The 25,151-nt window shown below is 70.6% G+C and carries 26 protein-coding genes and 1 tRNA gene; 9 read left to right on the top strand and 18 right to left on the bottom strand.

What is annotated here, in order from left to right; translation table 11 throughout:
• Positions 1-207: 207 nt before the first annotated feature.
• The 3 genes from ABZ477_RS02840 to ABZ477_RS02850 all read right to left on the bottom strand — a co-directional run bounded on the left by ABZ477_RS02840 (position 208) and on the right by ABZ477_RS02850 (position 1,523).
• Positions 208-519, bottom strand: coding sequence for a hypothetical protein (locus tag ABZ477_RS02840; protein WP_360127507.1), 312 nt, complete (start codon positions 517-519; stop codon positions 208-210).
• A 91-nt stretch (positions 520-610) separates the two neighbouring features.
• Complete coding sequence (locus ABZ477_RS02845) at positions 611-979, bottom strand: hypothetical protein (protein ID WP_360127510.1); 369 nt, start codon at positions 977-979, stop codon at positions 611-613.
• A 1-nt stretch (position 980) separates the two neighbouring features.
• Entirely contained in the window at positions 981-1,523 is a 543-nt protein-coding gene (locus ABZ477_RS02850) for a gamma carbonic anhydrase family protein (protein WP_360127514.1), read from the bottom strand.
• Between the two features lie 124 nt (positions 1,524-1,647).
• Between ABZ477_RS02850 and ABZ477_RS02855 the strand changes: the two genes are divergently transcribed.
• Complete coding sequence (locus ABZ477_RS02855; RefSeq protein ID WP_360127517.1) at positions 1,648-2,133, top strand: DNA starvation/stationary phase protection protein; 486 nt, start codon at positions 1,648-1,650, stop codon at positions 2,131-2,133.
• Between the two features lie 322 nt (positions 2,134-2,455).
• On the opposite strand, the gene ABZ477_RS02860 is transcribed toward ABZ477_RS02855, so the two are convergent.
• The 7 genes from ABZ477_RS02860 to ABZ477_RS02890 all read right to left on the bottom strand — a co-directional run bounded on the left by ABZ477_RS02860 (position 2,456) and on the right by ABZ477_RS02890 (position 9,618).
• Positions 2,456-3,136 (bottom strand): response regulator transcription factor, encoded by a 681-nt coding sequence (locus ABZ477_RS02860; RefSeq protein ID WP_360127519.1) that lies wholly within the window; start codon positions 3,134-3,136, stop codon positions 2,456-2,458.
• Positions 3,133-4,518, bottom strand: coding sequence for a sensor domain-containing protein (locus tag ABZ477_RS02865; RefSeq protein WP_360127522.1), 1,386 nt, complete (start codon positions 4,516-4,518; stop codon positions 3,133-3,135). Before ABZ477_RS02865 ends, ABZ477_RS02860 begins: the two co-directional genes overlap by 4 nt.
• 91 nt (positions 4,519-4,609) lie before the next feature.
• On the bottom strand, positions 4,610-6,109 hold the full coding sequence (locus tag ABZ477_RS02870) for an amidohydrolase family protein (RefSeq protein ID WP_360127525.1): 1,500 nt from the start codon (positions 6,107-6,109) through the stop codon (positions 4,610-4,612).
• Positions 6,106-6,744, bottom strand: a complete 639-nt coding sequence (locus ABZ477_RS02875) for an FMN-binding negative transcriptional regulator (protein ID WP_360127528.1) — start codon at positions 6,742-6,744, stop codon at positions 6,106-6,108. The genes ABZ477_RS02870 and ABZ477_RS02875 overlap by 4 nt, the downstream gene beginning before the upstream one ends.
• Positions 6,745-6,809: 65 nt before the next feature.
• On the bottom strand, positions 6,810-7,811 hold the full coding sequence (locus ABZ477_RS02880) for a DNA-formamidopyrimidine glycosylase family protein (RefSeq protein ID WP_360127531.1): 1,002 nt from the start codon (positions 7,809-7,811) through the stop codon (positions 6,810-6,812).
• Positions 7,811-8,365: a ribose-5-phosphate isomerase gene (locus tag ABZ477_RS02885; RefSeq protein WP_360127534.1), complete on the bottom strand. Its 555-nt coding sequence runs from the start codon at positions 8,363-8,365 to the stop codon at positions 7,811-7,813. Before ABZ477_RS02885 ends, ABZ477_RS02880 begins: the two co-directional genes overlap by 1 nt.
• A gap of 47 nt (positions 8,366-8,412) precedes the next feature.
• Positions 8,413-9,618 (bottom strand): ferrochelatase, encoded by a 1,206-nt coding sequence (locus tag ABZ477_RS02890; protein ID WP_360127537.1) that lies wholly within the window; start codon positions 9,616-9,618, stop codon positions 8,413-8,415.
• Between the two features lie 183 nt (positions 9,619-9,801).
• On the opposite strand from ABZ477_RS02890, the gene pepN reads away from it, so the two are divergent.
• The 4 genes from pepN to ABZ477_RS02910 are packed head-to-tail and all read left to right on the top strand — an operon-like array spanning position 9,802 to position 15,739.
• Entirely contained in the window at positions 9,802-12,348 is a 2,547-nt protein-coding gene (pepN, locus tag ABZ477_RS02895) for an aminopeptidase N (protein ID WP_360127540.1), read from the top strand.
• A 57-nt stretch (positions 12,349-12,405) separates the two neighbouring features.
• Positions 12,406-13,506, top strand: a complete 1,101-nt coding sequence (locus tag ABZ477_RS02900) for a mechanosensitive ion channel domain-containing protein (RefSeq protein ID WP_360127543.1) — start codon at positions 12,406-12,408, stop codon at positions 13,504-13,506.
• On the top strand, positions 13,503-14,042 hold the full coding sequence (locus ABZ477_RS02905) for a globin (RefSeq protein ID WP_360127546.1): 540 nt from the start codon (positions 13,503-13,505) through the stop codon (positions 14,040-14,042). The genes ABZ477_RS02900 and ABZ477_RS02905 overlap by 4 nt, the downstream gene beginning before the upstream one ends.
• Before the next feature lie 29 nt (positions 14,043-14,071).
• Positions 14,072-15,739 (top strand): FAD-binding dehydrogenase, encoded by a 1,668-nt coding sequence (locus ABZ477_RS02910; protein ID WP_360127549.1) that lies wholly within the window; start codon positions 14,072-14,074, stop codon positions 15,737-15,739.
• A gap of 43 nt (positions 15,740-15,782) precedes the next feature.
• Here the strand turns inward: ABZ477_RS02910 and ABZ477_RS02915 are convergent, their stop codons facing one another.
• Positions 15,783-16,811, bottom strand: coding sequence for a magnesium and cobalt transport protein CorA (locus ABZ477_RS02915; protein WP_360127551.1), 1,029 nt, complete (start codon positions 16,809-16,811; stop codon positions 15,783-15,785).
• Between the two features lie 52 nt (positions 16,812-16,863).
• The gene (locus ABZ477_RS02920; RefSeq protein WP_360127554.1) at positions 16,864-17,538 is read right to left on the bottom strand and encodes a hypothetical protein; all 675 of its coding nucleotides are present in this window, start codon (positions 17,536-17,538) and stop codon (positions 16,864-16,866) included.
• 56 nt (positions 17,539-17,594) lie between these two features.
• Here ABZ477_RS02920 and ABZ477_RS02925 point away from each other — a divergent pair, with 56 nt between their 5' ends.
• Entirely contained in the window at positions 17,595-18,494 is a 900-nt protein-coding gene (locus ABZ477_RS02925; RefSeq protein WP_360127558.1) for an acyl-CoA thioesterase II, read from the top strand.
• A 96-nt stretch (positions 18,495-18,590) separates the two neighbouring features.
• Here ABZ477_RS02925 and ABZ477_RS02930 read toward each other — a convergent pair whose 3' ends face one another.
• The 4 genes from ABZ477_RS02930 to ssb all read right to left on the bottom strand — a co-directional run bounded on the left by ABZ477_RS02930 (position 18,591) and on the right by ssb (position 22,012).
• Entirely contained in the window at positions 18,591-19,118 is a 528-nt protein-coding gene (locus ABZ477_RS02930; protein ID WP_360127561.1) for a thioesterase family protein, read from the bottom strand.
• A complete protein-coding gene (gene ettA, locus ABZ477_RS02935) occupies positions 19,111-20,790 on the bottom strand; it encodes an energy-dependent translational throttle protein EttA (RefSeq protein WP_360127564.1) in 1,680 nt (559 codons plus the stop codon). The genes ABZ477_RS02930 and ettA overlap by 8 nt, the downstream gene beginning before the upstream one ends.
• A gap of 108 nt (positions 20,791-20,898) precedes the next feature.
• Positions 20,899-21,462: a hypothetical protein gene (locus ABZ477_RS02940; protein ID WP_360127567.1), complete on the bottom strand. Its 564-nt coding sequence runs from the start codon at positions 21,460-21,462 to the stop codon at positions 20,899-20,901.
• Positions 21,463-21,502: 40 nt separating this feature from the next.
• Positions 21,503-22,012, bottom strand: coding sequence for a single-stranded DNA-binding protein (ssb, locus tag ABZ477_RS02945; protein ID WP_360127570.1), 510 nt, complete (start codon positions 22,010-22,012; stop codon positions 21,503-21,505).
• Positions 22,013-22,256: 244 nt separating this feature from the next.
• Between ssb and ABZ477_RS02950 the strand changes: the two genes are divergently transcribed.
• On the top strand, positions 22,257-22,520 hold the full coding sequence (locus ABZ477_RS02950; protein ID WP_360127573.1) for a hypothetical protein: 264 nt from the start codon (positions 22,257-22,259) through the stop codon (positions 22,518-22,520).
• A 4-nt stretch (positions 22,521-22,524) separates the two neighbouring features.
• On the opposite strand, the gene ABZ477_RS02955 is transcribed toward ABZ477_RS02950, so the two are convergent.
• Positions 22,525-23,946 (bottom strand): PLP-dependent aminotransferase family protein, encoded by a 1,422-nt coding sequence (locus ABZ477_RS02955; protein ID WP_360127576.1) that lies wholly within the window; start codon positions 23,944-23,946, stop codon positions 22,525-22,527.
• Positions 23,947-24,007: 61 nt separating this feature from the next.
• Between ABZ477_RS02955 and ABZ477_RS02960 the strand changes: the two genes are divergently transcribed.
• Positions 24,008-24,649 (top strand): hypothetical protein, encoded by a 642-nt coding sequence (locus ABZ477_RS02960; RefSeq protein WP_360127579.1) that lies wholly within the window; start codon positions 24,008-24,010, stop codon positions 24,647-24,649.
• On the opposite strand, the gene ABZ477_RS02965 is transcribed toward ABZ477_RS02960, so the two are convergent.
• A complete protein-coding gene (locus tag ABZ477_RS02965) occupies positions 24,609-24,821 on the bottom strand; it encodes a methyltransferase (RefSeq protein WP_360127582.1) in 213 nt (70 codons plus the stop codon). The genes ABZ477_RS02960 and ABZ477_RS02965 overlap by 41 nt on opposite strands.
• Before the next feature lie 152 nt (positions 24,822-24,973).
• Here ABZ477_RS02965 and ABZ477_RS02970 point away from each other — a divergent pair.
• Positions 24,974-25,046: transfer RNA gene (locus ABZ477_RS02970), tRNA-Arg, on the top strand.
• Positions 25,047-25,151: the final 105 nt, after the last annotated feature.

Genomic DNA, 25,151 nt, shown 5'->3' on the forward strand with positions numbered 1-25,151 from the left:
CGTCCGAAGCGACACGCTCGCGGGCGGTCCCGCTCCGCCAGAGGCTCCGCGCGACGACGAAGTCGGCGCGTGGAGGGGCGGAGTGGCCGATTCCCGTCATCCCCTCCAATGCCCCCGCGGACGGCCGAAGGTCGCCCGCGGGGGCATTCGCGTGGATGCCGTCCGAAGCGACACGCCCGCGGGCGGTCCCGCTCCGCCGAACAGGGCTCAGCCGGCGGCGAGCAGCGACGCGAGCCACCACACGAAGATGCTCCCCGCGATCGTGAGGAGGGCCACACGCCAGCCGCGACGGCCTCGGAGCACCCTGACGACGGCGGAGACGACACCCACGAGCGTCACGAGGACCGGCCCGACGATGCCGAGGGCGATCGCCCAGTTGTCGGCGTCGCCCTCGTGTCCGGCCCAGACCAGGGCGAACAGGATGAGGACGGCCGACACGAAGCCGGCGCAGACGCACAGGATGATCGTGAAGAAGATGTCGGCGAGGCGTGTTTCGGACGCTTCGGCCTGATGGGACATGCGGGGCCCCTTCCTGACGGGCGGTACCCACCGCGGATCGTCAGGCTAAGCGGACGCTCCCGTACCCCCGAGGGGCTTGCGCCCGCGCCCCTCATGCGCTCGCGGAGCCGAGCACCTTGGCGAAACTCTCAGGCAGCACGACGTTCTCCGGGGCACCGCGGAAGAAGCCGGCGACCTCCTCCGGCGTGTAGCCCGCGATGCCGCAGCCGACCTCCGTCACGAGGAAGCGGAGCTCGGGATGCTCGCCCGCGAAGGCGACGAAACGCACCGCCTGCTCCTCGAACACGGCGAGGCCCGACATCGTGTCGATGCCGTACGACTGTCCCTGGAGGCCCTCGGACTGCCCCCACACGGCGCCGAAGCGGTCGTACGCGAATCGCGCTGCTCCCCCGCCGTGCGCCCCCTGCGCGTTGGAGCCGAAGACGAACACTTCGCCGGGCTGGAGCGAATCGATGCGCATGTCAGGCCCCGGCGTCCGTGGCGGACTCGTGCGTCGCGAGATGCGCGCGATAGGTCTCGGCATTGCGGAGGATCCCCGCCCGCTCCTCGGCTGTCAGCTCGCGCCGCACCTTCGCCGGGACGCCCGCGACGAGCGAGCCGGCCGGGATCTGGGAACCCTCCAGCACGACGGCGCCGCCGGCGACGAGGCATCCCTCACCGATGACGGCGCCGGACAGCACGACGCTGCCCATCCCGATGAGCGAGCCGTCGCCGATCGAGCAGCCGTGGACGACTGCGTTGTGGCCCACCGAGACGTTCCGACCGATGACGGTGGGATGCCCCGCATCGACGTGCACAGCGACGTTGTCCTGGAGGTTGCTGCCCTCCCCGACAGTGATGGCGTCGCTGTCGCCGCGCACGACGGCGTTGTACCAGACGCTCGCTCCCTCGCCGAGGGTCACGGCGCCGACGATGCGAGCACCGGAGGCGACGAATGCGGTCGGATCGATGGACGGCGTCTTGCCGGGCAGCGAGAGGACGGAGGCGTCTGCGGCGATGCTCATGACCCGACATTACGGGAGGCGTCGAGGCTGAGTGAGCCCAGCCTCAGCTTGCTTGCGGAATGCATCGTGCTGAGTAGCGTTGGCACAGACGACACAGGAATCGTCCACTTTCGGAGGGATTGACATGACGAAGACCCACACGACTCCCGCCACCGCGGCAGGCCCCGAGGTCGCCGCCGGCACCGCCCAGTTCCTCACGCCCGTCGCGCTCGGGCTGCAGGCCCTGGCCGTCAACGGGAAGCAGGCCCACTGGAACGTCCGCGGCGCGAACTTCATCGCGATCCACGAGGTGCTCGACTCGGTCGTGGCGCACGCGCAGACCGGCGCCGACGACGCGGCGGAGCGCATCGTGGCGCTCGGACTGCCGATCGACGCGCGCCTGGCGACCGTGAACGACAAGGTCAAGGCCACCGCCGTCCCGGCCGGCTTCGCCCAGTGGGAGGACGTCGTCCGCGCGATCATCGCCGACATGGACGTCGTCATCGCCGACGTGCAGGCCGCGATCGACGGTCTCGACGAGATCGACCTCGCGAGCCAGGACATCGCCCTGGCGATCAAGGAGTCGCTCGAGAAGGACCGCTGGTTCCTCTTTGCGCACCTGGCGGAGTAAGCAAACCGCACGCGGCGGTGCGGGCCCGGTCCCTGAGTAGGCCGCTCCGCGGCCGTATCGAAGGGTGCGCACCTCGCGGAGTAAGCAAACCGTACGCGGCGGTGCGGGCCCGGCCCCTGAGTAGGCCGCTCCGCGGCCGTATCGAAGGGTGCGCACCTCGCGGAGTAAGCAAACCGCACGCGGCGGTGCGGGCCCGGCCCCTGAGTAGGCCGCTCCGCGGCCGTATCGAAGGGTGCCCACCTCGCGGAGTGATCCGAGCAGACGCTGAACGACGAAGCCCCCGGACGACCCCGGGGGCTTCGTCGCAGCCGGATGCCGTCGCTCAGCCGTGCTGCAGGAACGCGAGCACCGCGAGCACGCGGCGGTGCTCGGTCGCGGACTCCTCGAGCCCGAGCTTGGCGAAGATGGCACTGATGTGCTTCTCGACGGCTCCCACTCCGATGAAGAGGCGCTGGGCGATGGCGGAGTTGCTGCGTCCTTCGGCCATGAGCTCGAGGACCTCGCGCTCCCTCGGCGTCAGCCGCGCGAGCGGATCCGGGCGAGCCGCGAGGAGGCCCCGTACGACGAGCGGATCGAGCACGGTGCCGCCCGTGCGGACGCGCTGGACAGCATCCGTGAACTCCTCCAGCGACGTGACGCGGTCCTTGAGGAGGTAGCCGATGCCGCCCTCGCCGCCGGCGAGGAGCTCGCGGGCGTAGACGCCTTCGACGTACTGGCTCAGCACGAGGATGCCGAGATCGGGGAGGGCCGCGCGCAGCGCGACGGCGGCGCGGATGCCCTCGTCGCGGAACCCTGGAGGCAGCCGCACGTCGAGCACGGCGACGTCGGCCGCGGCATCCCGCACGCGCGCGACGATGTCGTCGGCGTCGCCCCACGCGCCCGCCGTCGTGTACCCGGCCTCGTCGAAGAGCCGGACGAGTCCCTCGCGCAGCAGGACCGAGTCCTCGACGAGCACGATGCGCAGCGGATCCGTGGGCACGGGCTCAGGATAGGCGGCGCTCATGATGCGCTCCGCGGCGAAGGCGCAGTTGCGGGGATCGGGATGTGCACGCCGACGGTGGTCGGTCCGCCGAGGGGCGACTGGAGCTCGAGTTCGCCGCGCAGGCCGTGCGCGCGATCACGCAGGCCCTCCAGCCCGTGGCCGGGCGAGAGCCGCGCGCCGCCGCGCCCGTTGTCGACGAGCCACACGTCGAGCGTCGTCGGCTCACCCGGATTCGCGGGTCGCACCCACGCCCGCAGCGTCGCCGCCGAGGCGCCGGAGTGCTTCGCGACATTCGTGAGCAGCTCGGCGACGATGAAGTACACGGTCCGCGCCATCTCGGGGGATGCGGCGGCGTCGACGGCGGGATCGAGTTCGATGCGCGTCGGGACCGCGCTGCCCATCGCGAGCGCCTCGAGCGCCGCCGCGAGGCCGCGGTCCTGGAGAAGAGGCGGGGCGACGCCGGACGAGAGGGCGCGCAGCTCGTCGAGTGCGGCCTTCGCGTGACCGCGAGCCTCGCGGGCGAGCTCGGCCGCGGCATCCGCATCGCCCGCCTCGGCCCGCCGCTCGAGGGACGCGAGGTCCATCTGCAGGCGGACGAGACGCTGCTGCGGACCGTCATGGATGTCGCGCTCGAGCCGGCGCAGCGACATGTCCTCCGCGATCACGGCGGCGCTGCGCGCGGCCGCCTCGGCCCGCACCTCTGCGGCGAGGTCGTCGGACTGCCAGCGGCCGAGCATGCCCTGGGCCACGCCGTGGTGCGCGAGCGAGAGACCGCGGAGCACCCACGGCAGGGTGATCGCGAACAGGATGCCGGCGACGAGGTACAGCGTCACCTCGACCGCCCACGACGACCAGCCGCCGAAGACGCGCGGCATCGCCTGCGCGACGTACTGTCCCCACTCGTTGCCGTCGCGCGGCAGGAAGAGGCCCCAGAACCAGTAGGTCAGACCGCCGAGGCTCACGCTCAGCCACACGACCGTGAGGGTGAACGAGATGATGCTCAGGATCGGGCTCACGATCATGCCGTGCACGAGATAGAGCCAGTAGTGCGCGTTCCGAAGCGGTCTGCTGAGGACGGCCCAGAAGCCGGTGCGCTCGACCGAGTCGCGGTTCCACTCGGGCTCGGGGATCTCGGGGAGGCCCGTCAGGAGCAGGAGGAACCGGTCCGCCACGCCGAATCCGCGTGCGACGAGCAGCGCGCCCACGACGAGGGGCAGGCCGATGACGAGGACGAGGAGCCCGACGCCGGTCCAGAACAGGCTTGCGAGGACGCTCAGCGAGGTCATCGCGAGCACGAACACGGCCAGCAGGTACACGGCGTTGCCCGGCACCCGCTTCCAGAGTTCTCCGTACGCGGCCCAGAATCCCCTGCTGACGGCGGGGACACCCGTCGATGTGCTCATCTCAACTCCTCGGTCTCCCCCAGCCTCCCGAATCGCAGTGTGGTGCGGCATCCGACCCGCTCCCGGAACCACCCGGGGGCTGGCCCCCGTATCAGCCGACGTGGGTCAGGCGTCCGCCGAGGAGGGTCGCCGCGACGCGCGTCGATCGAAGCGCGCTCTCCCCCGCCGTGAAGGGGTCGGTCTCGCACAGGGCCAAGTCCGCGAGGGCACCCGGCGCGATCGTCGCGGCATTGAGCGATCCGCCGTGCGTCGAGGCGGCGAGCGCCGTCGTCGGGTCGAGCGCCTGATCGGGATGCCACGGCTCGCGGCCGTCGCGCGTCCGGTGGACCGCGGCCGCGAGCGCAGCCCACGGGTCCAGCGGCGACACCGGCGCGTCCGAGCCGAGCACGAGGTTCGCGCCCGTCGCCGCGAGCGCTGCGAGCGGATACGGCATCGCCGTCTGCCCCGCCCAGATCGTGTCCGTGAGGTCGCGGTCGTCGACGGCGTGCTCGGGCTGGACGCTCGCCGTGACGCCGAGGCGACCGAACCGCGGGATGTCGGCGTGCGCGACGAGCTGCGCGTGCTCGATGGTGCCCACGGCCCCCGTCACGGAGTACGCGTCGAGGGCGTGCGAGTTCGCGACGTCGCCGATCGCGTGGATGGCGCACGCGAGGCCCCCGCCCGTCGCCTGCGTCATGAGGTCGACGAGGCTTGCGGGGTCGACCGTGAGGAGTCCGTGGTTGTGCGGGTCGCCCGGATACGAGTGCGAGCACGCGGCCGTCCGCGTGCCCAGCGACCCGTCCGTGATGACCTTGAGCGCCCCGACGCGGGCGAGGTCCGATGCCGCTCCCCGCGCGACATCGCCGGTCTGCAGTCCCTCGGCGAGGGCGCGGGCGAGGTGCTCGGGGTAGATCCCGAATTCGACGCGCAGCGTGTCGAAGCCGCCGCGCGTCCGGCGCGCCCACGGCTCCTCGTTCCACGCCATGTCGAGGTCGACGAGCCCCACGATGCCGCGGGACGCGGCATCCCTCGCCATCTCCTGGACGAGCCGGTCACCCGTCGCGGGATCCACGAGGTTGAGCCGTCGCGAGATCTCGAACGCGGGCTCCTCGCGCAGGAGGCCCGATCCGTCGGACTCGAATCCCTCGCGGCGCAGCGCCGCGGAGTTGAGCCACACGCTGTGCACGTCGGCGTTGATGAGGTAGGCGGGCGTATCCCCCGTCGCGGCGTCGAGGAGCTCGAGCGTCGGCTCGTCGCCCCAGAAGGCGTCGCGGAAGCCCATCCCGACGCGGCGGCCCTCGATGACGGGGGCGTCGGCCATGAGCGCCGCAGCGTGCGCGGCCGAGGTCGCGGGACCGAGCGGGACCCGCTGCGACACGAGCGCCCACTGCATGACGTGGACGTGGTGGTCCCACAGCCCCGGGATGAGCGTCCCGCCGTCCCCATCGACCACCGCACCGCTCGGGGCGAGCGCGCCGGCCGGGGCGATGTCGGCGATGACGCCGTCCGCCAGGAAGACGTCGAACGGACCCTCGTGGGGCAGCAGCTCACTGCCGGGACCCGCGATGCGGACCCCCGTGATCGTCCCGACGGACTGGCCGACCGCCGTCACGCCGGCTTCCGCATCGCGTCGTGGGCGCGCCGCATCTCGGCCGCGAGGGACGGGTTCGCGTATGCGCCGTCTCCGCTCAGCTCGGCGATGATCGTCTCGACGACATCGGGCGTCTTGTTCTGACTCAGCTTCCGCTTCGCCACGACCCGCGTCGGCGTCAGCCGGAAGCCGACCGTGCCCTTCTCGAGGCGCTCGACGTAGGCAGGATCGTTCGGCGGCTTCCACAGGAGGCGGGGCTCCGGCATCCGGTTCTCGAAGCGCGCGACGAGCCGGTCGAGGACCCGGAGGTTCTCCTCGCCGCTCAGGATCTCGGGCACGCCCGACAGATGCGCCGACACGAAGTTCCAGGTCGGCACCTGGGTCCCGTCGCCGTACCAGCCGGGCGAGATGTAGCCGTGCGGACCCTGCACGACGACGAGCAGCTCGCGCTCCCCGAGGCCGTGGATGAGGTCGTCCGGCCTGCCGACGTGACCGACGATCGTGAGGTCGTCGCGGTCCTCGTCGAGGAGGACGGCGTAGTGCGAGGCGACGAGTCCCTCGTCGGTCGAGCTGACGAGGGTCATCCACGGATTGCGGTCGATGAGGCGGCGCAGCTCGGTGACATCCGTCATCGCGAAGCTCGGGTTCTGGCGCATGGCTCCAGCCTAGGATCTCGGATGCCGTCCTCCGGCGCCGCGGTCAGGTCAGCCGCGCGCGAGCGTCAACGCTGGCAGTAGGGGCACCAGTAGAGCTTGCGCGCGCCCATCTCCTCCATGACGATCGCCGTGCCGCACGTGCGGCACGGCAGGCCCGTCCGGTGGTAGACCCAGTGGCGGTCGTCGCGGCTGGCCATCGCGGCGCGCCACGCGTCGGGATCGAGGTCGTCCATCGTCATCATCTGGCCGGTCTCGACGCCGATCGACAGAAGCCGCACCCAGTCGCGCCACAGCCCGCGCACGACTTCCTCCGGCACGTCGCGGCCGGGAGTGTGGGGATCGAGCCGTGCGCGATACAGGAGTTCGGCGCGGTACACGTTGCCGATGCCGCTCACGACGGTCTGGTCCATGAGGAGGAGCCCGATGGGCGTCGGCTTGCGCCGCACGAGCGCGGTGAACCGCTCCTCCCCCTCCGCGATGTCGTCGACGAGGGGGTCGGGGCCGAGCTTCGCGATCGTCGCGGCGACCTGGTCCGGCGACTGCAGCTCGCACGCCGTGGGGCCCCGCAGGTCGGCGCACGTGACCTCCGTCAGCAGCCGCAGCCGGACCTGCCCGACGACGGGCGGCGGCCACTCGCCGTCGTCCTCGGGGAGCCCCGTCGTCTGCTCCGACATGCGCACGTGCACGCGGGTGCGCCGCGGCGCGCCGATCGAGGTCAGCGAGTTCTCCCCCGCGGAATCCAGGATCGGCTCGTCTTCGACGATCGTCCCGCGCTGGTTCGTGTGCCCTATGCGCCCGTTCGACGACGCGATCGTGGGGTCGATGATGATCTCGCCCGCGAAGTCCCACGCGCCGTACATGCCGAGGTGCACGCGCAGCCACAGGTCGTCCTCGAAGGCGAGGAACATCTGCTTGCCCACCGCCCGGACCGACACGGCCTCGCGACCGTCGAGGAGCGCGGCACCCTCGACGAAGCGCCCCTGCGGGCTCGACGCCAAGACGGGCCGGCCGACGAAGTTGCGGTCGAACTGGCGCGCGATGCGGTGGACGGAATGACCCTCCGGCATCAGCCGGCTTCGGGGTCCATCGAGTCGGACGACTCGCCGCCCGTGGGAGCGTGCAGGCCGTTCGCGGGAGTCGCACGGGGGTCGGGCTCGAGGCTGCCGTCGGTCTCGTACGCGCCGACCTGGCGGATGCGCCGTGCGTGCCGCTCCTCGTGCGAGAAGGGGGTCTCGACGAAGCGGTCGATGAAGGAGGCCGCTTCCTCGAACGTGTGCTGGCGGGCGCCGATCGAGATGACGTTCGCGTCGTTGTGCTCGCGCGCGAGCTCGGCCGTCGCGATGTTCCACACGAGCGCCGCGCGGATGCCGCGCACCTTGTTGGCCGCGATCTGCTCGCCGTTGCCGGACCCGCCGAAGACGACGCCGAGCGCCTCGACCCCGGCCTCCTGGTCGCGGACGACGGCCTGGGCGGCGCGGATGCAGAACGACGGGTAATCGTCGAGCGCGTCGTAGTCGAGCGGGCCGTGGTCGATCACCTCGTGCCCCTGCGCGGCGAGGTGGTGCTGCAGCTGCGTCGAGAACTCGAGGCCGGCATGGTCGGTCGCGATGTGGATGCGCATGGGTCCAATCCTAGGGAGCGGGGCGGAACGGGGATCGGCGCGTGACGTCAGGGGGCGATGCCGGCGGCCGCCGGCTTGAAGCCCGCGCGGACGTTCTCGCAGCATGCGGGGCGGCACACGTCGAACCACGGACCGAGCGCCGTCTCGTGCGGTCGCTCGCTCACGGGCGTGCCCGCGACGCGTTCCAGCACGAGGTCGATGAGTCCCGCCACGTAGGCGGGGTCGACGCCGGGGGTCGGCGTGCGGACGGCGCGGATCCCGGCCTCGCCCGCGGCTTCCATCGCCTCGGTGTCGAGGTCCCACAGGACCTCCATGTGGTCGCTCACGAACCCGAGCGGGACGATCGCGACCGCCCGGATGCCGGCATCCGGAAGCCCCGCGATGACGTCGTTGATGTCGGGCTCGAGCCACGGCTGCGACGGCGGGCCCGACCGCGACTGGTAGACGAGCTCCCAGCCGACGTCGGCGATCGCGGGATCTTCGTCGGCGAGGGCCGTCATGATGCGCTGCGCGACCGCGAGGTGCTGCGCGGCGTAGGCTCCGCCCTCGCCCCAGTCGACGTCGCGCGGGCCGGAGCGCTGCGCGTCGGCCGTCGGGACGCTGTGGGTCGAGAACAGGACGCGGATCTCGGCGGGCGCGACGCCGTCGGCGCGGAAGCCGCCGATCGCGTCGCGCACGCCCGCCTCGAACGGCGCGACGAATCCGGGGTGGTCGAAGAACTGGCGCACCTTGTCGATCGTCACGGTGCCCGCGAGTCCCGTCTCGGTCAGCACGCGCGCGAAGTCCTCGCGGTACTGCCGGCAGCTCGAGAACGAGCTGTACGCGCTGGTCGCGATCGCGATGAGGTTCGTGTGACCGGCTGCCGCGGCATCCTTCACCGCCTCGTCGAGGTACGGCGCCCAGTTGCGGTTGCCCCAGTAGACGGGGAGGTCGATGCCCCGCAGGGCCAGCTCGTCCTCGAGTGCGGCCTTGAGCGCGCGGTTCTGCTCGTTGATGGGACTCACTCCGCCGAAGTGGCGGTAGTGGTGCGCGACCTCCTCGAGGCGCTCATCGGGGATGCCGCGGCCCCGCGTCACATTGCGGAGGAACGGGATGACGTCCTCCTGCCCCTCGGGGCCGCCGAAGCTCGCGAGGAGGATCCCGTCGTAGGCGACGGGGACCTCGATGTGCGGGGCACCGGATGCCGCGGCATCCGAGGCGAAGGGGACCGTCGCCGGTCCGTGTGCTGTCACGTCATGCTCACCGGAAGTCACTCTTCCATCCTCCCACCGGCGCGGCGCGCGTCGTGACCGCTCATGTCGAGCGGCGGGGGCGAGCGCGTAGGCTGGAGCGGTTGTCGCCGGCGCCAGCAGCGTCGATGCGACCACGGATCGAACAGCGGCGTCTGCCGCGGATCGAGATCGTCCCACCCCCATCACGAACGGGAGCAGAGCGAAGTGCCTGGAGAGAACCTCACCCGCATCGAGGCGCAGGAGCGCCGTGCGGTCGTCGAGACGCACTCGTATGAGATCAGCCTCAATCTGACGCAGGGCGAGGAGGTCTTCGGGTCGCGCTCGGTCGTGCGCTTCTCGGCGACCCCCGGCGCCTCCACCTTCATCGACCTCATCGCGCGAGAGGTCCGCGAGATCACACTCAACGGCCGCTCGATCGACCCTGCGACGGCGTTCGCGGACTCCCGCATCGCGCTGGACGGGCTCGAGGCGGACAACGAGCTGGTCGTCGACGCCGACGCCCTGTACACCAACACGGGCGAGGGCCTGCACCGGTTCGTCGACCCCGTCGACGGCGAGGTGTACCTGTACTCGCAGTTCGAAGTGCCGGATTCGCGCCGCGTCTTCGCGGTGTTCGAGCAGCCCGATCTGAAGGCGACGTTCCAGTTCACAATCACGGCTCCGGAGCCGTGGAAGGTCGTCTCGAACTCGCCGACCCCCGAGCCCAAGAAGCACGGCGACGGCGCGGCGACGTGGGTCTTCGAGCCCACCCCGCGCATCTCGTCGTACATCACGGCGCTCGTCGCGGGGCCCTACGAAGAGACCCGCTCCGAGCTCACGAGCTCGTCGGGACGCGTCATCCCGCTCGGCGTCTTCGCGCGCAAGAGCCTGTGGCAGCACCTCGACGCCGACTACGTCTTCGACATCACGCGCAAGGGCTTCGCCTACTTCGAGGAGAAGTTCGGCTACCCGTACCCCTTCGCGAAGTACGACCAGCTCTTCGTGCCGGAGTTCAACGCCGGCGCCATGGAGAACGCGGGCGCGGTCACCTTCACCGAGACGTACGTCTTCCGCTCGAAGGTGACGGATGCTGTCCGCGAGCGCCGCGTCGTGACGATCCTGCACGAGCTCGCCCACATGTGGTTCGGCGACCTCGTCACGATGAAGTGGTGGAACGACCTGTGGCTCAACGAGTCGTTCGCCGAGTGGGCGTCGACGATCGCCACGGCCGAGGCCACCGAGTGGACCGAGGCGTGGACGACCTTCAACGCGATGGAGAAGACCTGGGCGTACCGCCAGGACCAGCTCCCCTCGACGCACCCGGTCGTCGCGACGATCAACGACCTCGAGGACGTGCAGGTCAATTTCGACGGCATCACGTATGCGAAGGGCGGCTCGGTCCTCAAGCAGCTGGCCGCGTGGGTCGGCGTCGAGGCCTTCTTCGCCGGTGTCGCGGCGTACTTCAAGAAGCACGAGTTCTCGAACACCGAGCTGTCGGACCTCCTCACCGAGCTCGAGACCACGAGCGGCCGCGAGCTTGCGACCTGGTCGAAGAAGTGGCTCGAGACGGCGGGCGTGAACACCCTGTCGCCCGAGATCGCGACCGGTCCTGACGGCGTCATCACGCGCTTCGCGATCGTCCAGACGGCTCCCGCCGACTACCCGACGATCCGTCCGCACCGCCTCGGCGTGGGCTTCTACAGCCTCCAGGGCGACGCCCTCGTGCGCGTCCACCGCGTGGAGCTAGACGTCGACGGCGATCTGACCGAGGTCCCCGAGCTCAAGGGCCTGCAGCGTCCCGACCTCGTGCTGCTCAACGACGAGGATCTCGCCTACGCCAAGATCCGCCTCGACGAGCGGTCGCTCACGACGGCGATCGAGCACCTCGCGAAGATCAGCGACCCGCTCGCGCGCTCGCTCGTGTGGGGCGCCGCCTGGGATCAGACACGGGATGCCGAGGCCTCGCCGAGCGACTACATCGATCTGGTGCTGCGCAACATCGGCGCCGAGACCGAGTCGACGACGATCCGCACGACCCTCGCCCAGCTGCAGCTCGCCGCGAACTCCTACGTCGCCCCCGAGAAGCGGACGGCGACTCGCACGCGGGTCGCGGACGGGCTGTGGGAGCTCGCGCAGGCCGCCGAAGCCGGCAGCGACAGCCAGCTTCAGCTCGTGACGGCGTTCGCGAGCGCGGCGTCGACGAGCACCCACTGGGACAAGGTCCGGCAGGTGCGCGACGGAGCGGTCTCGTTCGACGGGCTCGACATCGACACGGACCTCTCATGGCAGCTGCTCGTGTCGCTCGCGGCGGGCGGGGTCGTGACCGAGTCCGACATCGAGGCGGCGCTCGCGGCGGACAACACGGCGAAGGGCGGCGAGTTCGCGGCTCAGGCCAAGGCCGCGCTTCCGACGTCGGACGCGAAGCAGGCGGCGTGGTCGTCGCTCATCGACGACGACAGCCTGCCGAACACCATCGTGCGCTCGGCCGCGCTCGGCTTCGTCCACCCTGCAGGTGTCGAGGTGCTCGGCGACTTCGTCGCACCGTACTTCGACATGCTGCTCCCGGTGTGGGAGTCGCGCAGCTACCAGATCGCGCAGTACCTCATCGTCGGGCTGTATCCGGCACCGCTCGCGAGCGTCGCGCTGCGCGACGCGACGCGCGCGTGGCTCGCGGCGAACGGCGAGGCGGCTCCGGCTTTGCGTCGCCTCGTGAGCGAGAACCTCGCGGGCGTCGAGCGGGCCCTTGCCGTCCAAGAGCGCGACGCGCAGTAGTCCACACACCTGGATGCCCCGCCCAGGTCGGGCGGGGCATCCGTCGTTAGGATCGGGATGATGCGACTGGAAAACGCGGAAGAGAGCACGAGCACGCTCGACTGGGCGCAAGTCGGAGAGAACCTCCTGGGATTCCTCCAGACGGTGGGCACGAAGCTGCTCTGGATCCTCGGCATCATCGTCTGCGCGATGATCGTCGTCTGGATCATGCGGCGCCTCATCGACCGGATCGTGAACCGCATCGTCTCGGGTGCCAAATCCAAGGCGCAGGTCGCCGACACGCAGGCGCTGGACCGCTCGCCGCTCGCTCAGGTGCGACTCGTCCAGCGCACCCGGACCCTCGGGTCGATCCTGACGAACATCGTCAACACGACGATCGTCATCCTGGCCGTCGTCCTCATCGTCTACGCGATCAGCCCGGACGTCCTCGGCTCGTTCACGCTGCTCACGGCGGCGATCGGCGCGGGGCTCGGCTTCGGGGCGCAGAACATCGTCAAGGACGTCCTCAACGGCATCTTCATCGTCGCGGAGGACCAGGTCGGCATCGGCGACGTCGTCGACCTGGGCCTTGCGACGGGCATCGTCGAGTACGTGAGCGTGCGCGTGACGCACGTCCGCGACGTCAACGGCACGCTCTGGTACGTCCGCAACGGCGAGATCACGCGCATCGGCAACATGTCCATGGGCTGGTCGCGCGTCATCATCGACCTCGCCGTCCCTGTCGACGCCCACATCGACGACGTCGAGTCGGCGATGCTCGAGGCCGCGAAGAGTCTGGCCGCCGATCCCAAGTGGCGCAGCCGCATCATCGAGAAGCCCGAGGTGTGGGGCCTCGAGTCGGTGTCGGGCGACGCGCTCGTCATCCGCGTCGTCATGAAGACGCGCGCGAACGCGAAGGACGACGTCGCCCGCGAGCTGCGGATGCGCCTGAAGCATGCGATCGACGAGCTGGGTCTCACCCTCCCCCAGCTGAACTCGATCACGCTGACGGGGCTGGAAGCGGCGCAGCGGGTGCGCGGTGCGAACCCGCCCAAGACGAAGCCCCACCCCATCGCGCAGCAGGTCCCCGAGAAGCCGGTGTGGAAGCCGCGCAAGCCGCGCCGGCCGAAGGCGGAGACACCGAACGCCGAGCGCGCGGACGGGGAGCCGACGCCATGACGGATGCCGCCACCCCGGCTGCCGAGCCGACCCCCTCGCCGCTGAGCTTCTACGACGAGGTCGGCGGTCACGCGACGTTCGCGAAGCTCGTCGAGAGCTTCTACAGCGGCGTCGCCGACGACGAAGTCCTGCGGCCGATGTATCCCGAGGAGGACCTCGGACCTGCCGCGCACCGCCTCCTGATGTTCCTGGAGCAGTACTGGGGCGGCCCCACGACGTACGGCCAGGAGCGCGGGCACCCGCGCCTGCGCATGCGCCACGCGCCCTTCCACGTCAATCCCGAGGCCCGCGACCGGTGGCTCGCGCACATGCGCGAGGCTGTCGACGGCCTCGAGCTGTCGCCGCTGCACGAGGCGACGCTGTGGGACTACCTGCAGCGCGCCGCCCACGCCATGGTGAACACCTTCGAGCCGACGGGCATCGGACCCTCCTCGGGCGGCCGGGACGCGGCATCCCGACCCGACGTGCGCGAAGCCGGCGCGCCCCGGACCTCCATCCCCCTCACCGCGTCGCCACCCGACGGCGCACCCTCCTGACAATCCCCCCGAACGACGAAGGAGTCGTCATGCCCCTCGCCACCACCCATTCCGCCGATGTGCTCGTGATCGGCTGGGGCCTCGCCGGTCTCGTCGCCGCGAGCGAAGCCGCCGCGGCCGGCAAGAAGGTCGTCATCGTCGACCAGGAGCCGCGCACGAACCTGGGCGGGCAGGCATGGTGGTCGTTCGGCGGTCTGTTCCTCGTCGACTCCCCCGAGCAGCGTCGCATGGGCATCAAGGACTCGCTCGACCTCGCACGGCAGGACTGGTTCGGCAACGCGGGATTCGACCGCGAGGAGGATGCCTGGCCCAAGCGCTGGGCCGAGGCCTACCTGCAGTTCGCCGCCGGCGAGAAGCGCTCGTGGCTGCGCGAGAAGGGCGTCGGCCTCTTCCCCGTCGTGGGCTGGGCCGAGCGCGGCGGCTACGGGGCGACCGGCCCCGGCAACTCCGTCCCGCGGTTCCACATCACGTGGGGAACGGGGCCCGGGATCGTCGCGCCCTTCCAGGCGGCCGTCGAGGCCGCCGAGACCGCCGGACTCATCACGATCCTGCCGCGCCACCGTGTGACGTCGATCGTGACGACCGACGGCGCCGTGACGGGCGCGGCGGGCGATGTGCTCGCCCCCTCCGGCTCGGCGCGTGGCATCGCGAGCTCGCGGGAGGTCGTCGGCTCGTTCGAGGTCTCGGCGTCCGCGACGATCGTCTCGTCGGGCGGCATCGGCGGCAACCACGACCTCGTCCGCGCGCAGTGGCCGTCGCGACTGGGGCCGGCTCCCTCCACGATGGTCACCGGCGTCCCGTCCTACGTCGACGGCTCCATGTACCCCGTCGCGGAGGCCTCGGGCGCGCGCCTCATCAACGGCGACCGCATGTGGCACTACGTCGAGGGCATCCAGAACTGGGATCCGATCTGGCCCGGACACGGCATCCGGATCCTCCCCGGCCCGTCGTCGGTCTGGCTCGACGCCACGGGCAACCGCCTGCCCGTCCCGCTGTACCCAGGCTTCGACACGCTCGGCACGCTCGCGCACCTGCGCGCCACCGGCTACGACCACTCGTGGTTCGTGCTGTCGAAGAAGATCATCGAGAAGGAGTTCACGCTCTCGGGCAGCGAGCAGAACCCCGACCTCACCGGCAAGGACATCAAGCTCCTCGTCAAGTCCCGGCTGATGAAGGGCGCGGCCGGGCCCGTCCAGGCGTTCATGGACCACGGGGCCGACTTCGTCGTGCGCGACAACCTCGACGACCTGATCGCCGGGATGAAGGAGCTGCCGGGCGGCGAGTCGCTCGACGGCGACCGTGTGCGCTTCGAGCTCGAGGCCCGCGACCGCGAGATCGACAACGCGTTCACGAAGGACGCCCAGGTCGCCATGCTGCGCTCGGCGCGCGCCTACCGCGGCGACAAGCTCGTCCGCACCGCCAAGCCGCACCGCATCCTCGACCCGCAGGCGGGTCCGCTCATCGCCGTGAAGCTGCACGTCCTCACGCGCAAGTCGCTGGGCGGCATCGAGACGGATCTCTCAGGGCGAGCGCTCGGCGCGTCGGGTGAGCCGGTTCCGGGCCTGTACGCGGCGGGTGAGGCCAGCGGCTTCGGCGGCGGCGGCGTGCACGGCTATCGCGCGCTGGAGGGCACGTTCGTCGGCGGATGCCTCTTCTCGGGCCGCGCCGCAGGCAGGGCTGTCGCGGCGTCCGTCTGAGCGCGATCGCGGTCCGGCGAGGGCTCTGGCTGCCCCTCGGCGGTCAGAGCCACTTCCGCGCGCGGAACACGAGGAACAGCACGACCGCCGACAGGGTCATGAGCAGGAGTGCGAACAGGAAGCCTCCGCCCCAAGTCACCCCGGGCATCGCGCGGAAGTTCATCCCGTAGATCGCCGCGACCAGCGACGGCGCGAAGATGACGGCAGCCCAGGCGGAGATCTTCTTGGCCTGCTCGGACTGCGCGAGGCTCGTCTCGGTGAGGATGCGCATTTCGTCGTTCTGCTGCTGGGCGACGAGCGTCGTGTGGGTCATGAGCGCGTTCGAGAGCGTCTGACGGAACTCGTCGACCTTCTCCGTGATCGAGATGACGTGATCGAGCACGTCGCGGAACGACCGGCGGAGCTCGAGCGCATGCGGATCCTGGGGCAGGTCGGCCTGGAGATCCTCCCGAACCGTCGACAGGATCTTCACGAGCGGCCGGATGGCGCGCTGCAGCTCCATGACCTCGCCGGAAAGGTCATAGATGCGCCGGGCGACCGCGCGATCGCCGCCGAAGAGCTGGAACTCGATCTCGTCGATGTCGTTCTCGAGGCCCGCCACGACCGGCTCGTACTCGTCGACGACCTGATCGACGATCGCGTACAGGACGCCCAGGGGACCCCGCTCCAGCAGGTCGGGCCGGCTCTCGAGGCGCGCGCGCACCTTCGCGAGGTTCGGCGACTCCGCGTGCCGGATCGCGATGACGAAGTTCCTGCCGACGAAGACGTGCACCTCGCCGAACTCAACCTCCTCGTCCGCGTCGAGGTAGCGCGCGGGGCGGAGGACGACGAATCTCGTATCGCCGTAGCGATCGAGCTTCGCGCGCTGATGTCCCGTGAGCGCGTCCTCGACCGCGAGCTCGTGCAGGCCGAACTCCGTCGCGGCGAGGCCGAGCTCGTCCTGATCAGGCCGGTAGAGGCCGATCCACGCGAATCCGCCCGCCTCGTCGAGCGCCTCGAGCGTGCCGGTGAGGCTCGCCGGGCTCGCGACCCGCCGTCCGTCGACGTAGATGGCGTCATCGATCAGTGTCACGGCGTCAGTCTGGCACCGCTACGCGGGGATCGCCGGATGCTGTCGCCTCCCGTCAGCGAGCCGCCCCGGTCTCGCGGACAGGCGTGAGCCCGCTGCGCACGGGTCCGCGGACGAGTACGTGCCCGCGCCTCAGCGTGATGCGCGTCCACGGCCCCGACGAGAAGACGCGAGCCTCCTCTTCGCCGACGATGAAGCCGAGCGCGAAGGCCGCGAACGCGGCACCGAGCGGAAGGCCCCGGAGCGTGTCGTCGGGCGCTGCCCACACCGTCGCCCGGACGGCGCGGACGACGTCCTCACCCGGGTCGGCGGGCATCGACTCGGCGACCGACGCGATGCCGAACTGGGCGCGCGACGCGAGGTCCGCTGCAGAGATCGTCCCGGACGCCTCCCAGCCGGTGCGGGGCGGCGCGACGCCGGCCCACGCCGGCGAAAGGCCCGTCTCGGGCAGCTCGACGGCTCGGCTGTCGTCGGGCGCCTGAGCGAGCTGGGTCGCCTCGACGACGATGTCGCACAGAAGCTCGGGATCCACCGGGAGCGCGCGCAGAGCCAGGACCGTGGGCGTGGAATCCAGCAGGCCGCGCGGGGCGAGCGGAGCCGACGTCATCGCGAGGGTGCCGTTCGCGGCCTGCAGGCGCACTCCACCGTCGCCGACCATCGCGGTCCGGCTGGCGAATGTGAGAGCGTCGGCGGCGGCCTCGGCGTCGGGGAAGATCAGGCGCTGCGACATCCGCCCTAAACTACCAAGCGTCGCGGGACCCCTCCCGCAGAGTTCGAGAGGATGCCGTGACCGACGCCGCTCAATCCGACGAGGCGAAGCCGGACGCCGACCCGATCGCGTCGCTGCTGGCAGTCCTCGATCTCGCCGACTCGCAGGCGCGGACCACGGAGGACATCTTCACGGGGGTCTCGCAGCCCATGCCGCTCGGGCGGGTCTACGGCGGCCAGGTCCTCGCGCAGTCAATCGTCGCGGCGGAGCGGACGATCCCGGACGGCCGCAACGTGCACTCGATGCACGGCTACTTCCTGAGGCCGGGCGACTCCTCGGAGGGCATCACCTTCGCCGTCGATCGCATCCACGACGGCCGCTCCTTCTCGACTCGGCGCACGCAGGCGTTCCAGGAGGGCGTCCCGATCTTCTCGATGATCGCGTCGTTCCAGGACGAGGACCCCGGCATCGAGCATCAGGAGCCGATGCCGGACGGCATCCCGCGCCCAGAGGAACTCCCCGACCTCGAGGACCATCTGACGGGCCTGCACCCCATGAGCAAGCGTCTGTTCCTCGATCGACCCGTCGACCTCCGGCACGTTCCGTCGCCCATCTACCTGTCGGTCGAGGGCGGGCACGAGCCGAGGCAGGCGGTGTGGATGCGGGCGCGCAGCCCGCTGCCGGACGATCCGGCGGTGCATCGGGCCGCCCTCGCCTACATCAGCGACCTGACGATCCAGGAGTCGATCCTGCGGGCGCACGGGATCGCGTGGACGCGGCCGGGGCTCAAGGTCGCGAGCCTCGACCACGCGATGTGGTGGCACCGTCCGGGCCGCGTCGACGAGTGGCTGCTGTACGTGCAGACGTCGCCCAGCGCCCGGGGCGGGCGGGGGCTCGCGACGGGCCGGATCTACACGTCCGACGGCGTGCTCGTCGCCAGCGTGGCGCAGGAGATCATGGTCCGCATCCCGGACTGAGCTCGGTTCAGCCGTGGCCTTGCGGCAGGCGCGGCCGTCCGCCGCCGGCTCAGGCGCGGTCCGCGTGCGCCTCAGCGCCTGTGCGCGAGTGCTCGCTCAGGCGCGGTGCGCGTAGACGATCGGCGGGCCCTGATACGGCTGCCAGGCGGCGCGCTCCTCGGGCGAGAGCCGAAGCGGGCGGCCGGTCTCGGCATCCACTTTCACGACGACCGTCGTCGCCCGAGCGTAGACCATCTGGCTGCCATCCTCGTCGGCCGTCTCACGAGGGCTGCACACCTCGTAGCAGACCTCGATGCTCGAGCCGCCGAGCTTGCCGAACCACATCTGCACGTCGAGCGGATGCCGCTGATACGGCACGGGAGCGAGGTACTCGATCTCCTGCCGCGCGATGAGGGTCAGGATGCCGCTGTGCAGGCCGGATTCGAGCACCGCAGTCGAGGGAGCGGCCTCGCCGGGGGCCGGCAGCCAGAACGCGCGCACGCGCGCCTCCTCCAGCAGCTTGAGCATCGACGTGTTGTTGACGTGGTTGAACGCGTCGAGGTCACCCCAGCGCAGCGGGATCGGGATGTGGAGGCGAGCGCCGTCCGGCGTCGCCTCCACCTCTGCGACAGGGTCGTCAGTCACGAGTGAGCTTGCGGTAGGTCGAGCGATGCGGCTTGGCGGCCTCGAGGCCCAGGCGCGCGATCTTGTTCTCTTCGTAGGCCTCGAAGTTGCCCTCGAACCAGTACCACTGATCGGGGTCCTCGTCGGTGCCCTCGTAGGCGAGGATGTGCGTCGCGATGCGGTCGAGGAACCACCGGTCGTGCGTGATGACGACGGCACAGCCCGGGAACTCGAGGAGCGCGTTCTCGAGGCTGCTGAGCGTCTCGACGTCGAGGTCGTTCGTCGGCTCGTCCAGGAGCAGCAGGTTGCCGCCCTCCTTGAGCGTCAGAGCGAGGTTGAGGCGGTTGCGCTCGCCGCCCGAGAGGACGCCGGCCTTCTTCTGCTGGTCGGGACCCTTGAACCCGAACTTCGAGACGTAGGCGCGCGAGGGGATCTCGATCTTGCCGACCGTGATGATGTCGAGTCCGTCCGACACGACCTCCCACAGCGTCTTGTTGGGGTCGATGTTCGCGCGGCTCTGGTCGACGTAGCTGATCTTGACGGTCTCGCCGATCTTGAGATCTCCGCCGTCGAGCGACTCGAGGCCGACGATCGTCTTGAAGAGCGTCGTCTTTCCGACGCCGTTGGGACCGATGACGCCGACGATGCCGTTCGGCGGCAGGCTGAAGGTCAGCCCGTCGATGAGCGAGCGGCCGTCGAAGCCCTTCTGCAGCTTCTTGGCCTCGATCACGACGCTGCCCAGGCGGGGCCCCGGCGGGATCTGGATCTCCTCGAAGTCGAGCTTGCGCGTGCGATCCGCCTCGGCCGCCATCTCCTCGTAGCGCGCGAGGCGCGCCTTCGACTTGGCCTGGCGGCCCTTCTGGTTGGAGCGCACCCACTCGAGCTCCTCCGCGAGGCGCTTGGCGAGCTTCGCGTCCTTCTTGCCCTGGATGTCGAGGCGCTCGCGCTTCTTCTCGAGGTACGTGGAGTAGTTGCCCTCGTAGCCGATCAGCCGGCCGCGGTCGACCTCGGCGATCCACTCCGCGACGTTGTCGAGGAAGTACCGGTCGTGCGTGATGGCGATGACGGCGCCGGGGTACTTCTGCAGGTGCTGCTCGAGCCACAGGACGCTCTCGGCGTCGAGGTGGTTGGTGGGCTCGTCGAGGAGCAGCAGGTCGGGCTTCTGGAGGAGCAGCTTCGTCAGCGCGACGCGGCGCTTCTCACCACCCGACAGGACCGGGATGCTGGAATCCCCCGGCGGCGTGCGCAGCGCGTCCATCGCCTGCTCGAGCTGCGAGTCGAGGTCCCACGCGTCAGCCGCGTCGATCTCCTCCTGGAGCGTGCCCATCTCGGCCAGCAGCGCGTCGAAGTCGGCGTCCGGGTCGGCCATGAGACCCGAGATCTCGTTGAACCGATCGAGCTTCTCCTTGATCGCGATGCCGTCCTGGATGTTCTCGAGCACGGTCTTGGTCTCGTCGAGCTCGGGCTCCTGCATGAGGATGCCGACGGTGAACCCCGGCGTGAGCTTCGCCTCGCCGTTCGAGGGGTGGTCGAGACCCGCCATGATCTTGAGGATCGTGGACTTTCCCGCCCCGTTCGGACCGACCATGCCGATCTTGGCGCCGGGGAGGAACGCCATCGTGACGTCATCGAGGATCAGCTTCTCGCCGACCGCTTTGCGGGCACGGACCATCTGGTAGATGTACTCAGCCATAACCTGTCCAGTCTACGGGCCGAGTCGCGGGTTCCACTCTGCGGGGCGGGTGTGACCGGCATCATCCCGTCGCCGCACGACACGACGTCCTCTCTAGAGGACTGGGAGTCACCAGTCGATGGGACGCGTGCTGCCGATCAGGCACGAACCGTCGCCGACGACCGGCAGGACGACGGCGACCGGCTCGCCCGTCGCGGGTCCTACCTGGCCGACGAGGCACTCCCCCGCCCACAGCACGGAGAACTGGATGCTCTCGGCCGGGTTGCCGACGGTGGACAGGTCGTTCGTGACCTGCATCGCGCCCTTGTCGAAGCCGCCCGCCACCAGCGCGTCGATGTATGCGCGGCCCGACACCTTGTCGGGGCCTGCCCACACGCTGTCGACGATGGCCGCGAAGTAGTCGAGGTTGTCCTCCGCGGTCCCGGCCGGATCCAGGGTCGGCGTGGTCTCCGTCGGCGTCGGAGAGGATGTGGGCGACTGGGAAGCCGTCGGGCTGGGGGTGCCCGTGGAACTCGGAGACGACTCGCCCGGCCCTGCGGGCGCACAGCCTGCCAGGACGCCGGCGGCGAGGATCACCCCCGCAGCGAGCGCGGCCGAGGTTCGCAAGCGGTGGTCGGACGCGGCCACGGCTCGGCGGCGCGATGGGCGTCGGGAGTGCTCGGGTCGTGACACAGGGAGAGTCTAGGCGGCGTCCCCGAGCACTCGCCGCGCGTCAGAACGGGGTCTCCACGTCCTCGGGTACGGCCTCGTCGGGCACCTGTGCGGCCTCGTCGGCGAGCAGCTGCTCGAGCTCCTCCGTCCCGGGGACCGCCCATGCCTCCGGCGTCGGCGGAGCGGTCCAGCTCGCCGGAGCCGCACCGGCTACCCCGGCTCCCCGCTCGAACCGCGTCGTTCCGAAGAGGAGGTCGTGGCCGATCGCATCCGCGTCGATCTCGGCGGTGATGCCCTTCTTCGCGCCGGTGTCCCATTCCCGCAGTCGCAGGCGCCCCGTGACGATCACGCGGTCGCCCTTGTTGAGCGACGCCATGGCATGCTCAGCGAGACTGCGGAACGTCGAGACGGTGTACCAGTTGGTCCCCGAATCGACCCAGCTGCTGGTGTTCCGGTCGAACCGGCGGAGGCCGCTCGCGACGCGGAACGTCGTGATGGCGACCCCGCCTGGCGTGCGCTTGTGCTCCGGCGGCGTCGCGATGTTGCCGGTGACGGTGATGGTGTCGGTCATTTCGCATCCTTCTCTCTTGCCCGAGGCCGATCCTCGGATCCGCGCTGCCGCCCGAGTGCCCGTCGGGTGGCAGCGACCGCATCAGGATGCCGCGCACCGCCCGGCTCTTCGTCGCCCAAATAGGGCTGTGGGGACAGCGCGGGAGGTGAGCCCCGGTGGGGAGGAGCGGACGGTCGCGGCCCCCGGACCGGAGCCGCGGTCGATGTCGGAGGTCGCACATATCTTCGAATGTGAGAGGAGCACCATGACGATCATCGACCGACCCGCACCCTCGGCACCGCGTCTGCGACGCGGGTCTCACGTACGACTGGCGGCCGCCGCCACGGCGCTCTGGCGCGTCATCGACGACCGCGGCCGGATCATCGGCCACTTGGAGGCCCTCGCCGTCGACGGCGGCGGCACGCGATTTCGCGCGCGACGGTTCCACACAGCATCCGGAGCCTTCCGCGATCTTGGAGAGTTCTGGTCGGCGGACGACGCCGTCGATTGCCTGCGGCTCGGGCGATGAGGGGTCAGACGAGGGCTTCGAGCTGCTCCGTGACCGCGACGGGAGCACCCGTGCGCACACGGCGCCAGGAGTCGGCGAGGATGCCGACCGCGCGTTCCAGCTCGTCGACGGGCGCCGTGAACGGGAGCCGAAGGTGTCGGTCGTGACCGCCGTCGACGGAGAAGCGCGGACCAGCCGAGAGCAGGAGCCCTCGGGACCGAGCATCCATGACGAGGGCCGAGCTCAGCGGGGCGTCGAGCTCGATCCACAGCGAGACACCGCCGTGCGGGCTCGGCACGGTCCACTCCGGGAGCACGGCGCGCAGCGCGCCCACCGCGGCGTCGCGACCCTCCCCCAGGAGGTGCGAGCGCTGGGCGAGGATCTCGCCGAACCGCGGCAGCAGTTCGGCGGCGACGGCCTGCTCGAACTCGGGCGTCCCGAGGTCGTGCGATGAGCGCGCCGCGACGAGCCGGCGGACGAGGTCCGCGCCGGCCCGGATCCATCCGACACGCAGCCCGCCCCACACCGACTTCCCGAAGGAGCCGATCCGCACGATCGAACCGTGCTCCGCGCCGCCGAAGCCCGGCGCGACGCGGCCTCGGTCGATGTCGAGGTCGGCCGTCGTCTCGTCGAGCACGAGCACCGTGCCCGCGCGTTCGGCGGCATCCAGGATCGCGTCGCGCTCGTGACCCGTCATGCTCCGACCTGTCGGATTCTGGAAGTCGGGCATGAGGTAGGCCGCGACCGGGAGCGTCCGCGCGAGTGCCTGTTGCGCTCGATCGACGTCCCAGCCGTCCGAGGTCGTGACGGGCAGACCGACGAGCCGCGCGCCCGCCCCGCGCAGCGAATCGGCGGCGTGCGGGTACGTCGGGGTCTCGATCAGGACGCGGTCGCCGCGTCCGAGCAGCACGGAGGCGAGGAGGTGGATCGCTGCCTGGGCTCCCGTCGTGACGAGGATCTCGCCCGGATCGGTCAGGATGCCGCGGGCGGAGTAGCGCTCTGCGATCGCGGCGCGCAGCTCGAGCCGCCCGAGCACGTCGTAGCCGGTGCGCCCGACGAGCGCGGCGGCACGTCCTGCGACATCGCCGATGACGCCGGCGAGGCCAGGCCAAGACGGCGGACTGGCCTGCTGCAGATCGATGGCGCCTTCGAAGGAGGCCGAGCCCGGGTCCCGTCGCCCCAGCGGAAGCGTCACGCTCCCCGACCCGCGCGTGCTCGAGATGTGGCTCGTGTCGCGCAGACTCCGGTACGCCGCGGCCACGGTGCTCCGGCTCACATGCAGCGCGGCGGCGAGCTCCCGCTCGGCCGGGAGAGCGGTCCGCGGCGCGAGGCGGTTGTCGAGGCAGAGCAGACGGATGCTGTCAGCCAGCGCTTCATACGCCGGCTCGCTCGTGCGCCACCCACCGAGCGCCGCTGTGAGGGCGCGAGCCGAGATGCGGGAGTCCATGAGGCCAGAATAGCCGAATTGGACTGCATAGCTCAGTCCAATCTTGCGATTGGATCAATGCATGACCCGCCGCATCACCCAGCTGCTCATCGGCCTCTTCCTCTACGGCGTCGGTTGCGCCCTCACGGTCGAGGCGGGCCTCGGCGTCGACCCGTGGACGGTCTTCGCCGAGGGCCTGTCGGTCCACACGGGCATCGGCATCGGCTGGGTCGCGAACATCATCGGGTTCCTCGTGCTGCTGTTCTGGATCCCCCTACGCCAGAAGCCCGGGATCGGGACGATCGCGAACATCCTGCTCGTGGGCACGAGCATGCAGTTCGCGCTCTTCGTCATCCCGCCCGTGAGCGGGATCCTCCTGCAGTTCGCGGTGCTCCTTGCCGGCATCGCGGCTGTTGCGGTGGCGTCAAGCCTCTACATCGGCGCGCAGTTCGGCCCCGGTCCACGCGACGGCCTCATGACGGGCATGCACAAACGCCTGGGGTGGCCGGTCTGGCTGTGCCGCCTGCTCGTCGAGGCCACGGTCCTGTTGCTGGGGTGGCTGCTCGGAGGCACGGTAGGCATCGGCACGGTGCTCTTCGCGGTACTAATCGGACCGCTCGTCCACCTCGCGCTGCCTGTCTTCGACACGAGGCGTCCGTCACGCGCCGGGCGGCGCGTCGGAGTCAGTGCTCGCGGAACTCAGGCCGATCCGAACCCGGCTTGAGGTGAGAGACCAGCGCGCTCTTGGCGACCTCGAGGGCGGGATACGTGCCCACTGGGGCGTCGGCCCCGACCATCTTCACGGTGAAGGCGTCCTCCGCGCTCTTCTCGATCGACCCGACCGCGCCCGCCGGTCCGTACGCCACCCAAAGGCGACGTGTCTGCGTCTCACTCATGTGGAACTCCTCTCCGCATCGCGTTCCCGACGCTACGCCCGCCTCGGCACCGTGGCCAGCGCTTGACAGGCAGTTCACGGAATCCATCCGAAGAACGCCGCGAACGCCGATTCCTGACCGGACCTGTCGCCCGGTAGCCTGTAGGCATCCTTCCCTCCGTAGCTCAGGGGACAGAGCGAGCGGTTTCTACCCGCCAGGTCGGGGGTTCGAATCCTCCCGGAGGGGCCCTCTGACCTCCTCGCGCGCTCCGGCGACACTCGCGGAAGCTCTCTGCTCCGCCGGACAGGAAATCCTCGCCGACCAGGGCCGCCAGAGCGTCGCCGGCCGTTA

Origin of the sequence: Microbacterium sp. NPDC019599 (assembly GCF_040632175.1) — a bacterium.
GTDB lineage: Bacteria > Actinomycetota > Actinomycetes > Actinomycetales > Microbacteriaceae > Microbacterium.